Source organism: Streptomyces ardesiacus (assembly GCF_003112575.1).
GTDB lineage: Bacteria > Actinomycetota > Actinomycetes > Streptomycetales > Streptomycetaceae > Streptomyces > Streptomyces ardesiacus.
Window position 1 is genome coordinate 1,092,670 of the sequence record NZ_BEWC01000001.1, and the last position, 12,177, is coordinate 1,104,846.

General features: G+C 74.5%; 12 protein-coding genes. 5 read left to right on the top strand and 7 right to left on the bottom strand.

All coding sequences use genetic code 11. The annotated features are described in order from the left end of the window. Positions 1 to 3 precede the first annotated feature (3 nt). The 3 genes from Sdi02f_RS04670 (at position 4) to Sdi02f_RS04680 (ending at position 2,652) form a co-directional block, all read left to right on the top strand. Positions 4 to 1,773: an ABC transporter ATP-binding protein gene (locus Sdi02f_RS04670; protein ID WP_030402961.1), complete on the top strand. Its 1,770-nt coding sequence runs from the start codon at positions 4 to 6 to the stop codon at positions 1,771 to 1,773. A gap of 171 nt (positions 1,774 to 1,944) precedes the next feature. Continuing rightward, positions 1,945 to 2,205, top strand: coding sequence for a DUF5133 domain-containing protein (locus Sdi02f_RS04675; protein WP_030402962.1), 261 nt, complete (start codon positions 1,945 to 1,947; stop codon positions 2,203 to 2,205). Between the two features lie 237 nt (positions 2,206 to 2,442). Then, positions 2,443 to 2,652 carry a hypothetical protein gene (locus Sdi02f_RS04680; RefSeq protein ID WP_030402963.1) on the top strand — a complete coding sequence of 70 codons (210 nt, stop codon included), beginning with the start codon at positions 2,443 to 2,445 and terminating at the stop codon, positions 2,650 to 2,652. Between the two features lie 72 nt (positions 2,653 to 2,724). Here the strand turns inward: Sdi02f_RS04680 and tgmB are convergent, their stop codons facing one another. The 3 genes from tgmB to Sdi02f_RS04695 all read right to left on the bottom strand — a co-directional run bounded on the left by tgmB (position 2,725) and on the right by Sdi02f_RS04695 (position 4,363). Next, positions 2,725 to 3,714 carry an ATP-grasp ribosomal peptide maturase gene (gene tgmB / locus Sdi02f_RS04685; protein ID WP_030402964.1) on the bottom strand — a complete coding sequence of 330 codons (990 nt, stop codon included), beginning with the start codon at positions 3,712 to 3,714 and terminating at the stop codon, positions 2,725 to 2,727. A 16-nt stretch (positions 3,715 to 3,730) separates the two neighbouring features. After that, a complete protein-coding gene (gene tgmA / locus Sdi02f_RS04690) occupies positions 3,731 to 3,922 on the bottom strand; it encodes a putative ATP-grasp-modified RiPP (RefSeq protein WP_003978169.1) in 192 nt (63 codons plus the stop codon). A 120-nt stretch (positions 3,923 to 4,042) separates the two neighbouring features. Beyond that, complete coding sequence (locus tag Sdi02f_RS04695; RefSeq protein ID WP_030402965.1) at positions 4,043 to 4,363, bottom strand: YkvA family protein; 321 nt, start codon at positions 4,361 to 4,363, stop codon at positions 4,043 to 4,045. Between the two features lie 205 nt (positions 4,364 to 4,568). Here Sdi02f_RS04695 and Sdi02f_RS36245 point away from each other — a divergent pair, with 205 nt between their 5' ends. Next, on the top strand, positions 4,569 to 6,074 hold the full coding sequence (locus Sdi02f_RS36245; RefSeq protein ID WP_108932726.1) for a hypothetical protein: 1,506 nt from the start codon (positions 4,569 to 4,571) through the stop codon (positions 6,072 to 6,074). Positions 6,075 to 6,160: 86 nt separating this feature from the next. Here the strand turns inward: Sdi02f_RS36245 and Sdi02f_RS04705 are convergent, their stop codons facing one another. The 4 genes from Sdi02f_RS04705 to Sdi02f_RS04720 form a co-directional block, all read right to left on the bottom strand. After that, a complete protein-coding gene (locus Sdi02f_RS04705; RefSeq protein WP_030402967.1) occupies positions 6,161 to 8,290 on the bottom strand; it encodes a xanthine dehydrogenase family protein molybdopterin-binding subunit in 2,130 nt (709 codons plus the stop codon). 28 nt (positions 8,291 to 8,318) lie between these two features. Further along, positions 8,319 to 9,311, bottom strand: coding sequence for an FAD binding domain-containing protein (locus Sdi02f_RS04710; RefSeq protein WP_030402968.1), 993 nt, complete (start codon positions 9,309 to 9,311; stop codon positions 8,319 to 8,321). Continuing rightward, positions 9,308 to 9,871 (bottom strand): (2Fe-2S)-binding protein, encoded by a 564-nt coding sequence (locus Sdi02f_RS04715; protein ID WP_031084883.1) that lies wholly within the window; start codon positions 9,869 to 9,871, stop codon positions 9,308 to 9,310. The genes Sdi02f_RS04710 and Sdi02f_RS04715 overlap by 4 nt, the downstream gene beginning before the upstream one ends. 166 nt (positions 9,872 to 10,037) lie before the next feature. Beyond that, positions 10,038 to 11,180, bottom strand: coding sequence for a hypothetical protein (locus Sdi02f_RS04720; protein ID WP_108932727.1), 1,143 nt, complete (start codon positions 11,178 to 11,180; stop codon positions 10,038 to 10,040). A 195-nt stretch (positions 11,181 to 11,375) separates the two neighbouring features. Between Sdi02f_RS04720 and Sdi02f_RS04725 the strand changes: the two genes are divergently transcribed. Next, positions 11,376 to 12,170 carry an SDR family NAD(P)-dependent oxidoreductase gene (locus Sdi02f_RS04725; protein ID WP_030402971.1) on the top strand — a complete coding sequence of 265 codons (795 nt, stop codon included), beginning with the start codon at positions 11,376 to 11,378 and terminating at the stop codon, positions 12,168 to 12,170. Positions 12,171 to 12,177 lie beyond the last annotated feature (7 nt).

Genomic DNA, 12,177 nt, shown 5'->3' on the forward strand with positions numbered 1-12,177 from the left:
CCGATGGCGTCGCCGTTGGAGAAACCGCTCGACCACCGTTACCGGGGCGAGCACCCGATACGCACCCTCGTCTACCTGTTCCGCGCCGACCGCCGCCGGCTGGCCGCCGCGGTCGTCGTCTTCACCGTCAAGCACAGCCCCGTCTGGCTGCTGCCCCTGGTCACCGCCGCCATCATCGACACCGTCGTCCAGCACGGGCCGATCGAGGACCTGTGGACCAGCACCGGGATCATCATGTTCATCCTGGTCGTCAACTACCCGCTGCACCTGCTGTACGTCCGCCTCCTGTACGGCAGCGTGCGCCGCATGGGAACCGCCCTGCGCTCCGCGCTGTGCACGCGCATGCAGCAACTCTCCATCGGCTACCACTCGCGGGTCAGCGCGGGCGTCCTGCAGGCCAAGGTCGTCCGGGACGTGGAGACGGTGGAACAGATGGTGCAGCAGACCGCCGAAACCGGCCTCGGCGCCTTCACCGTGCTCACCGGGGGCCTCGTCATCATCGCCGTGCGCACCCCCGAGTTCCTGCCCGTCTTCCTCGTCGTCGTCCCCGCCGCGTCCCTCCTCGTGGCCCGGCTCCGCGCCCGGCTGCGCACCCACAACGAGCACTTCCGCCACGAGGTCGAGACCCTGTCCTCCCGGGTGACCGAGATGACCCGCCTCATCCCGGTCACCCGGGCCCACGGCCTGGAGGGCAAGGCCCTGCGCCGCATGGACGGCACCCTGGACCGGCTGCTCACCTCCGGCATGCGCCTGGACCTCGTCAACGGCCGCTTCGGTTCGCTGTCCTGGGTGGTCCTCAACGTGGTCGGGGTGCTGGTGCTCGCGGGAGCCGCGCTCATCTCCTACTACGGCGTGTGGGGCGTCACCGCCGGCGACGTCGTCATGCTCAGCGCCTTCCTGACCACCCTCACCAACTCCACGACGACGCTGGCGGGCCTCGCCCCGGTCATCACCAAGGGCCTGGAGTCCGTCCGTTCGGTCGGCGAGGTGCTCCAGGCCCCCGAGCTGGAGGACAACGCGGGCAAGGCGGAGGTGACCTCGCTGCGCGGAGCCGTCACCTTCGAGGGCGTCGGGCACCTCTACGAGAGCGACGGGCGGCCCGCGGTCAGCGACTTCACCCTCCGCGTCGAACCCGGTGAGACCATCGCCCTGGTGGGCGCGTCCGGCGCCGGCAAATCCACCGTGCTCAACCTGGTGATCGGCTTCCTGCGGCCGACCTCGGGCCGGCTGCTGCTCGACGGCACCGACATGAACACCCTCGACCTGCGCACCTACCGGCGGTTCGTCTCGGTGGTGCCCCAGGAGTCGATCCTGTTCGACGGCACGATCCGGGAGAACGTCGCCTACGGCATGGACGACGCCGACGAGGAGACGGTGCGCCGCGCCCTGCGCGACGCCAACGCCCTGGAGTTCGTCGACCGGCTCCCGCGCGGGCTGGACACCCTGGTCGGGGAGCACGGGGCCAGGCTGTCCGGCGGCCAGCGCCAGCGCCTCGCCATCGCCCGCGCCCTGATCCGCGACCCCCGGGTGCTGATCCTGGACGAGGCCACCTCGGCGCTGGACACGCGCTCGGAGGCGCTGGTCCAGCAGGCGCTGGCCCGGCTGCTGCGCGGCCGCACCACGTTCGTCGTCGCGCACCGGCTCTCCACCGTGCGGGGCGCCGACCGGATCGTGGTGATGGGTGAGGGCCGGATCCTGGAGACGGGCACCCACGAGGAACTCCTGGCCGGGGGAGGGGCGTACACGGCACTCCACAGCGGTCAGGTCGCCTGACCGCGCCGGTGACGGTCGGTCCGTCCGTTTTCCACCGGCTCGTCGCCCGCTCGCGGTGGCGTTCGGACAGGAAAGGACAGGATCTGGTCAATTGCGAAGGCGGACGGGCGTGATGTGACTGTTCCGGCGGGGTTCGGGCATACGCAGCGAAAACCGAGAGAGGGGCGCTTCGTGCTCGAACCGGACCCGAAGGTCGTCAGGAAGCTGCTGACGCGGTACGCGTCGCTGCGGATCGCTCAGGCGGAGAGGGAAAGGCCGGAGACGGCGCGGGAGCTGGCGGACGTCAGTTACACCCTGTGCGTGATGATGGCGACGACCGCCGTCCACGACGCGGTGGCGAAGGCGGACGCGCTGCTGCTCGCCAAGGGGCGTGCGCAGGAAGCCGGTTCGCCGGCCCCGGACGGGGAGAGCGGCCTGTCGCTGGCCGTGTGACACCGCCGCCCCGGGCGGCCCGCACCGTGGACCGGACCGGCTCGGCAGCCGGTCCGGTCCTGTCGTTCACGGCACGTGCTGCGGGGACGGCCCGGTGCCGGGACCGTCGCCGGTCCCGGCACCGCCCGCAGGACCGTTCACATCCTGGTGGAATGCACACCCCGGCGTGAACGGAGGCCTAGACTGCTCAGTCGCGCCTCCGTACGGGGGCGGACGACACGAAAGGCACGTTGACGGGTGTTCCAGGATTCCCCCATCTACGACCGACTCGTCGCCGAACGCGGTGACGTCCCCGAGCAGGTGCGGCGGGACGCCGAGCGTGTGAGCAGGGAACTGGAGGTGGTCATGCGTCCGTTGCGCACCCCCGGGCACCTGCCCGGTGCCGAACGCCAGCCGTCCCCCGGCGCCGGCTGGCAGCGCACCGCCCTGCTGCCCGGCCCGCGCTGACGGCGGCACCGCGAGGCAACGGCCGCGCCGAGAGGCCGGCGCAGGGAACCGGGGCGGCGGGCACACCCGGTCTCACCCGGCCGCCGCCGTGCCCGGACCGCCACCCGCCTCCGCGGGATCCGCAGCGCCGGGCCGGGCCAGCCACGCGGCGATGGTGCGGGCGATCGGCTGGCCCGTGTCCACCTCCACGAAGCCGAACTGCCCGGACTGGTTGCACTCGAGGAACCACCAGGTGCCGTCGCCGTCCTCGGCGAAGTCGAGGGCCCCGTAGGCGAGTCCGGCCTCCCGCAGGTAGGCCCGCACCCCCTCGGCCACGCGCGGGGGCACCTCGGCCGGCCGCCACGGTTCGCCCGACTTCGTGAAACGCACGTCCACCTCGTCGGGATCCAGGTGCGCGAGCGTCGTCTTGCGCGCCGCCAGCAGCACGTCGCCGACGGCCGTCAGCCGGATGTCGGCACGCTTGGCGACCCGGCGTTGCAGCAGCGTCGGACCGTGGGCGACGGCGGAGAAGTCGGCCTCGGGCGGAACCCTGCTGGTCGGCACCGCCAGGGGCGGATCCTGCGGATGCGCGCCCGACACCGGCTTGACCACCAGGTCCGGATAGCGCTCGGCGAACTCGCGGGCCGCCCGGGGAAACGTCGTGATCAGCGTCGCCGGCACCGGAAGCCCGCACTGCTGGGCGAGACGCAGTTGCCAGGGCTTGTACCGGGCCCGGTGCGCGGCGTCGGGCTGGTTCATCCAGCGTGCCCCCGAGCCGCGGAGCATGCCGTACAGCGCCTGGCCGGCCTCCTCGGTCAGCCACGCGGACGGCTCGGCGGCCCGGGTGGCCGCGCCGCCCGGCCTGCGCACCCAGACCGACCGCAGCCCGCCGATGCTCACCAGACGTCCCCCCGAGGACAGATGGCCCCGGAAGGAGCCGTGCACGAACTCGCCGGACAGGGCGACGGAGTCGGTGAGGTCGGCGGGGTCCAGGCGGACCACCGGCACTCCCGACGCGTTCAGGTGCACCACCACCATGTCCGCGGTGACGTCCTCTTCACTGGTCAGGATCAGCACGGTCATTCTCGACGGCCCGTGTTCAGTCGTCGAAGTGGGTCTTCGACCCCGCGGTGGAGGTCGTGGTCCCCAGCTCTCTCAGCAACGCGTGGTCGCAGGCGGCGACCCGTCCGTCGAGGAGCACGTTCAACTGCAGCCCGGAATCGTAGACGTACGGAGTGGTGGCTTCCAACTCCACTGCGGGCCGTGCGTAGTTGAGCGCGAACGGTTGCATCGTCTCTCCCTAGTCGGTGCTGCGCCGATCAGACGACGGGCCCCTGTGCGCCCCCGCCTGGTCCGCCGACTTCCTTCGGCTTCCAGAGACTTATACGAATCGAACGGGTGATTGGTTTCCTTACGCTGCGTAATCACCGGGCGGGCCGGTGGACCGCCGCCGGTCCCCGGCCTCCTCCCGGGAGCCCGTCCGGCCGCGCATGGAGCGCAGCGCGAGCAGCAGGACGCCGATGTCGTCCAGGTAGACCGGATCGGGCAACAGGTCCGCCGGGAGCACCAAGTAGAGGACGGCCCCCCAGAAGACCCAGCGCGGACCCGTGGGAAGACCGGCCCGCCTGAGGTCCCGTCGAGTGCGGACCAGGCGCACCAGCACGGCGAGCGCCGCCGCGAGCACGACCGCCGCGAGCAGCACCGCCACGACGATCACCGTGGTCGTGTCCACACCGCCCCTCCTCCGGCGCGCGGCACGCGCCTCCCTACCCGGATGCCCGCTCGCGACGGCCGCAAGTCCGCGGCCGGGGGTCTCTCATCCCTGTGGCCCACCGGAGTGGCACGGCGCGGTGGGCGTGCCTAGTAATGGGCAGCACACAGCGCGAGTCGCATGTCGGGGACGCAGGGCGGCCGCACCCCCACCACACGGAGAGATCATGACCACCGGCTCTTCCTCATCCCGCTCGCCCGAGTACGCCATATCCTCCCTGGACGTTCCCACCGGGGAGACGACCACGACCACCGGTACGGCGAGACCGCCCGGCAGGGGCACCGGTCCCGACGCCCGGGACACCGAACGTCCGTCGCCCGAGCCGGACGGCGACCTGTGGGACGTCGACCTCGACGACGACCTCCCCGAACTCGATCCCGACCCCGACCAGCCCGCGCCCGGCCCGGACACCGCCGCCGACGCCCACGAGGCGGCGCCGCCGACGCACGGCGATCCCGTCGGCGACCTGGTGCGCGCCGCCGTCGCCGACCGGCCTCTGGAGGAGGTCGTCGACCTGATCACGATGCTGGAGCGGTCGCCGCAGTACGCGCAGGCCACCGTCGACGCGCTCCGCGCGGTCGGTGTGCACCGCTCCGTCGAGGACGTCACCCGGCTGGTCGGCCTGCTGACCCGGCCGCCGCGCCCGTCGGACAGCGCGGACGAGGCGATCCGCGCCGCCGCGGAGTGCCGCTCCGTGGAGGACGTGACCCGGCTGATGGCGCTGCTGCACCGCACGCCGCTGGAAGCGCACTGCGGACAGGAGGCCGTGCGGGCCGCGGCCACCGGCCGGCCCGTCGAGGAACTGGTCGAACTGATCGGCCGGCTCGCCGAGGACGGACACGTACGTCCCGAGCAGCCCGACGCCCGGCAGCTGCGCGCGGCGCGGGAAGCGGCCGGTCAGGACGACGGACAGGGGCCGGATGGGCCGGACACCCGGCGGCCCGTGGCACGCGACGGCGCGTTCGCCGGAGCGGACCGCCGCGAACGGCGCAGGCCGCCGCTCCGGATCCGCCGGGGACGCGACCGGGACGAGGCCCGCGCGGCGCGCGGCCGGGACGGGACTCGCGGAGTTCGCGACCGCGACGAGGCCCGTGCCGCACGGGACCGGGACGACACCCGCGGCGCTCACGACCGGGACGAGGCCCGTGCCGCACGTGACCGCGACGAGGCCCGCGCGGCTCGCGACCGGGACAGGGCCCGCGCCACGCGTGAGCGTGCCGAGGCCCGCGCGGCGCGACGTGCCGTGCGGGGACCGGCCTGGCCGGCCTGGCTCGCCGTCGCCGTCCTGGCCGGGTGCGGCGTGGCCTACTTCCCGCTGCACCGCGCCGACGCCTCGGCACCGGCCTACGGAGTGGCCCTCGGCCTGTCGGCCCTCTGCCTGGTGCTGGCCCTGCTGCTGACCGTCAGTCCGGCCGTACCGCTGCTCGCCGCCGCGGTCGTGGCACCGGCGGCGCTGGCCGCGGCCAAGCTCTACGGCAGCGCCACCCCCTCCGCGCGGGTGTCCCCGGTAACGGACCTCACGCTGGCCCCCACCTGGGTCGCGGTCGCGGTGGCCGTGGCCGCCTCGCTCGTGGCGCTGACGGCGCTGTGCGTGCGGGTGGCCGTGCCGGCCTCCGCGCGGCGCAGGCCGCCCCGCCGCGTGGCCGTGGCGAGCCGGGCCGCCGCGGACTGAGGGCCGGCCGGGCGCGTACGCGTACGGGCAGACGGAAGGGGGCCGCGCCGGGAGAGTCCCGGCGCGGCCCCCTTCCGCGCTCCCGCTCAGACCCCCAGCATGCCCGCGGGATGCCCGTGTTCGAGCAGGGCGGTGAGCACCCGGTCCGGAGTGAGCGGCAGTTCGCGGAAGCGGATACCGGTGGCGTGGTGGACGGCGTTGCCCACGGCCGCCGCCGAGCCCACGATGCCGATCTCCCCGATCCCCTTGCTGCCCATGGGGTTGAGATGGTCGTCCGTCTCGTCGACCCAGTGCGCCTCCACGTCCCCGACGTCCGCGTGCGCGGGCACGTGGTACGACGCCAGGTCGCGCTCGACGAAGTCGCCGAAGACCGGGTCCATCGTGCTGTCCTCGGTCAGCGCCATGCCCAGGCCCATCGTCATGCCCCCGATGAACTGCGAGCGGGCCGTACGGGCGTTGAGGATGCGCCCGGCGGCGAAGACGCCCAGCAGCCGGGTCACCCGCACCTCCCCGGAGACGGTGTCCACGCTCACCTCGGCGAAATGGGCGCCGAACGCGTGCCGGGCGTACGGGCTCTCGGCGTCCGCCTTCCCGGAGGTGTCGGCCTCGGCGGAGATCCCCTCGTCGGGCAGCGGCCCCGAGTGCTCCGCCAGCCGGCCGGCCAGGCGCGTGCACGCCTCGTGCACGGCCGACCCCCAGGACGCGGTGCCCGAGGAACCGCCGGCCATCGGGGCGAACCCGATGCCGCTGTCGGCCACGTCGATCCTCACCCGGTCCAGCGGGGCGCCCAGCGCATCGGCCGCGATCTGGGCGAGCACCGTACGGGCGCCCGTGCCGATGTCGGTGGCGTTGACCCGCACCAGGAATCCGCCGTCCGGCACCGCCCGCGCCGAGGCGACGCACGGGGAGACCAGCACCGGGTAGGTGGCCGAGGCCACCCCGCTGCCGATCAGCACGGACCCCTCGGAACGGGAACGGGGGCGGGGGTCGCGGCCCTCCCACCCGAACCGCCGGGCACCCTCGCGCAGACACTCCACCACGTTCCGGCTGCTGAAGGGCTTCCCGCTGTCCGGCTCGGTCTCCGGTTCGTTGCGGATCCTCAGCTCCACCGGGTCGACACCGAGTTCGGCGGCCAGTTCGTCCATGGCGGACTCGAGGGCGTACATGCCGGGGCACTCGCCCGGGGCGCGCATCCAGGAGGGCGTGGGCACGTCCAGCGCCGCCACGCGGTGGGACGTGCGCAGTGCCGGGGTGCCGTACATGACGCGGGCGGGGACCGCGGCCTGCTCCACGAACTCCTTCACCCGCGAGGTGTACGTCGTCACCTCGTGCACCAGGGCGGTGAGCCGGCCGCCGGAGTCCGCGCCCAGGCGCAGCCGGTGCAGGGTCGGCGCCCGGTGTCCGACCACGGCGGGCAGGTAGCGGCGCGGCAGGGCGACGGTCACCCGCCGCCCCGTCTCGCGGGCCGCCATCGCGGCCAGCACCACCTCGGGGCGCGGCGTGCCCTTCGAGCCGAAGCCGCCGCCCACGTGCTCGGCGTGCACCGTGATCCGGTCCTCGGGCAGGTCGAACAGGCGGGCCAGTTCCTTCTGCACCGCCGAGGTGCCCTGGCTGGAGCAGTGCACGGTCAGCCGGTCGCCGTCCCACTGTGCCGTGCTGGCGTGCGGCTCCATCGGGTGGTTGTGCAGCGGCGGCACGGTGTACGCGACGTCCACCCGGGCCGCCGAGGAGGCGAGGGCGCCGTCCGGGTCGCCGTACCCGGTGACGGCCGGGAAACCCCCGTTGGCCGACTCGGGGACGTACGCCTCGGGATGCGAGGCGGTGAGCACCACGTCGTGGGGCTCGGCCTCGTAGGTGATCCGGACGGCGGCGGCGCCCGCGCGGGCCGCCTCCAGCGTCTCGGCCACCACCACGCCCACGAACCAGCCCCGGTGCGGGACGTGCGGGCCCTGCAGCACGGCAAGGGTCGGGTCGTCGGGAGCGCCGAGGCGGGGCGCGTTCTCGTGCGTGAGCACCGCGAGCACACCGGGCAGCGCGAGCGCCGGCGCGGTGTCGACGCCGGTCACCCGGCCGCGCGGGACCGTCGCCGGCACGGGCCAGGCCTGCGCGCGTCCCGGCGCGTCGAACTCGGCGGCGTACCGGGCGGTGCCGGTGACCTTCTCCCGCCCCTCCCGGCGCTCGACGGGAGCGCCCAGGACGGCATCGGTGGCGGTCATGAAGTCCTCCTCGTGGACGCCGGGTCCGTCAGGTCGTGGCCGGCGGGGCGAGCCGGCCCAGTACGTCCAGGGCCAGCCGGCGGGCCAGCGGCACCTTGTAGGCGTTGTCCCGCAGCGGTTCGGCCGCGGCCAGTTCCAGGTCGATCGCGTGCTCGAAGGCCGCCGTGGTGGGCGCCGCGCCCACCAGCGCGTCCTCGGCCCGCCGGGCCCGCCAGGGCCGGTGCGCCACCGCGCCGAAGGCGATCCCGGCGCGCGCCACCACGCCGTCCGCCAGGTGCAGCACCACGGCGACGGAGGCCAGCGCGAAGGCGTACGACGCCCGGTCGCGGGCCTTGCGGTAGGCCGAGGGCAGTCCGGCGGTGGCCGCGGGCAGGACCACGCCGGTGATCAGCTCGCCCGGGTGGATCTCCGTGTCCCGCTCGGGGTGCATGCCGGGCAGCCGGTGGAAGTCGGCGGCGGGCACGCTCCGGGTGCCCTCGGGGCCGTGCAGCTCCACGCGCGCGTCGAGGGCGGCCAGCGCCACCGCCATGTCCGAGGGGTGGGTGGCGACGCACTGGTCGGAGTGGCCGAGCACCGCGTGGTCCCGGTGCACGCCCTGCAGCGCGCCGCAGCCGGTGCCTGGCTCGCGCTTGTTGCAGGGCTTGGAGACGTCCTGGAAGTACGGGCAGCGGGTGCGCTGCAGCAGGTTGCCGCCGGTGGTGGCGGCGTTGCGCAACTGCCCGGAGGCGCCGGCCAGCAGCGCCTGGGACAGCGCCGGGTAGCGGTCGCGCACGGCGGGGTGGGCGGCGAGGTCGCTGTTGCGGACCGTCGCGCCGGCCCGTAGCGAGCCGTCGGGCAGCTCCTCCACGGTGTCCAGCGGCAGCCGGGTGACGTCGACGAGCGCGGCGGGCGTCTCCACGCCGAGCTTCATCAGGTCGACGAGGTTGGTGCCGCCGCCGAGGTAGCGGGCGCCCGGGTGGGCCGCGAACGCGTCGGTGGCCTCCTCGACGCTGCCCGCGCGTACGTAGGCGAAGGACTTCACGGGATCACGTCCTCGACCGCGTCGGCGATGCGGGGGTAGGCACCGCACCGGCACAGGTTGCCGCTCAGCCGCTCCCGGATCTCCTCCCGGTCCAGCGCGACCGGCTCCCCGGAGGGCACCGCCGGGCCGGTGACGTGGGACGGGTGCCCGGCCGCGGCCTCGGCGAGCGCGCCGACCGCGGAGCAGATCTGGCCCGGGGTGCAGTACCCGCACTGGAAGGCGTCGCGGTCCAGGAAGGCCCGCTGCACCGGGTGCAGTTCCTCGCCGTCACCGGCGAGACCCTCGACGGTGGTGACCTCGCAGCCGTCCAGGGCGACCGCGAACAGCAGGCAGCTGTTGACGCGCCGCCCGTCGACCAGGACGGTGCAGGCACCGCACTGCCCGTGGTCGCAGCCCTTCTTGGCGCCCGCGAGACCGAGATCCTCCCGCAGGAGGTCCAGCAGGACGCGGCGGTGGTCGACGGTGAGCGTGTGCGGTTTGCCGTTGACGCGGAGCGTGGTCTCCGAGCGGGAGGACTCCGGTGGGCGGGAAGCGGGGGCGCTCTCGTGCTGGCTGTCCATGGCGTCGCTGACCTTCCGGGACGGGCCTGGCTCCTGTGCCGTCCGCGTATCCACCACACGCCGGATGACACGTGAGGGTGCCCTCAGCGGAGCCCCCGCCCGTCGGCGGGCGGGGGCCGAGGCGGCCGGGGCACCGTCTGTGCCCGGGCGTCGCCCTCCCCGCCCGTCAGTCCTCCGCCGGGGGCGGCTCGGACCCGGGGCGGGGGGTGCGGGCGCTGCCGCGGAAGCGTTCCAGGGTGCGGGTCAGTCCGCGCAGCGGGGACGCCGGGGGTTCGGCCGGTGGCGGTGCGGCCGGTGCGGTGCCCGCCGACTCGCGGTACACGGCGAGGGCCTCGGCCGCCCGTTCCGCCGCCTCCCGGTACAGGTCGCGGGACTGTGTCATGGCCTCGAGCGCCTCGGCGTACATCGCCACCAGCTTGCGCTCGCGCTCCAGCTCCTCCCGCAGCGTCAGCAGCCGCCAGTCCTCCCGCAGCGAGCCGAGCGCCGCCACCCCGTCCTCCGGCAACGGCCTGGCCAGGGCCGCGAAGGACGTCACCGCCGCGATCAGCGCGGTGGGCTCCGAGCCGTCCAGGAAGACGGTGCGGACCGAGAAGTCACCGGCCGCGTACTCCTCCGGGGCGGGCGTGCCGGGCAGCACCACCGCACCGCCGCGCGGCACCTGCACGCCGAAGTCCTCCAGGGCCCAGTTCACCACCCGCAACTGCTGCGGCGCGGCACGGTGCTCGACCACCCGGTGCCGCAGACCGGGCGGCAGCCACCGCACCAGCGGCACCCTGCCGCGGTGGTCCGGGGTCATCGCCTCGTGCACCACCACGTGGATGTTCCACGGGCTGCGTCCCGCCTCCTTGAGCAGCCTGCGGACGGCCTTGTCGTCGTCCGGGAGGGTGTTGATCCCCCGCAGCCGCAGCCCCGTGGCGATGTCCCGGTCCCACGTGACGTCGGGGTCGTCCGGCCAGAACACGGTGGCCGGGGAGGGCCAGGCCGGGTCCCAGGCCTCCTCGGCCTCCGCGAGCAGCGTCCACTCCTGCCCGCCCGCCGAGGCCGGCTCCAGGATCAGCCTGGCCCGCACGGTCACGTCCCCGGGAGCCCGCCAGCGCGCCTCGAAGATCCGCGGGCCGGGCGCCCCGGCGATGCCGGGTTCGGCCGCCGGCTCGTCGGGAGGCTCCAGGAAGTCGTCGACGACGTGGTCGTCCTTGAGCCGTTCCAGCGTGTGCCGGACGGTGTCCTCGGCCGCGGAGCCGACATGGCGGCCGCGAGCGGCCCACAGCGTGGGCGGATACGTGGGGCGGGCGGTGGGAGAGGTCGGCATGGGTCCATCGGGCAGCAGGGGCACGGACGTAGGCAAGTATTGTCGCCGCAGGTCAGCCGAGAGCACAGGGGGTGCGCCGACCGGGCGTGCCGCGGCGCGGCGCACCGTGCGGCCGACCGGGCCACGGGTGCGGGGTGGGCGAGGGTGGGCAGGAAGCAACCCGACCGACCGTACGGCACGACAAGGAGCGACCTGATGAACATCGACCTCGGCGGACGCACCGCACTGGTGACGGGATCCTCGCAGGGCATCGGGGCGGCGATCGCCGCCGGGCTGGCCCGGGCCGGCGCCACCGTGGGCGTCAACGGGCGGGACGCCGGCCGCCTGGAGGAGAGCCTCGGGAAGCTGCGGGCCGAGGTGCCGGACGGCGCGTTCGTGCCGGTCGCGGCCGACCTCGGCACCGCGGAGGGCGCCGAGCGGGCCCTGCGGGCGCTGCCCGACGTGGACATCCTCGTCAACAACCTCGGCGTCTTCGGCGCCGCGCCCGCGCTGGAGATCGACGACGACGAGTGGCGCCGCTACTTCGAGATCAACGTCCTCGCGGGCGTCAGGCTGACGCGCGCCCATCTCCCCCGGATGAGGGACCGCGGCTGGGGACGGGTGCTCTACATCGCGAGCGACTCGGCCGTCGTGATCCCGGCCGAGATGATCCACTACGGCGTCTCCAAGACGGCCCTGCTCGGGGTCGGCCGCGGCTTCGCCAAGGAGGCGGCGGGCAGCGGGGTCACGGTGAACTGCGTGATCGCGGGACCCACCCACACCGAGGGCGTCGAGGACTTCGTGTACCAGCTCGTCGACCGCGACCTGCCCTGGGACGAGGCACAGCGCGTCTTCATGCGCGAGCACCGGCCGCAGTCGCTCCTCCAGCGGCTGATCGAGCCCGAGGAGATCGCCAACCTGGTGGTCTATCTCAGCTCACCCCTCGCGTCCGCCACCACCGGCGCCGCGGTCCGGGTGGACGGCGGCTACGTCGACTCGATCCTCCCGTAGTCCTCAG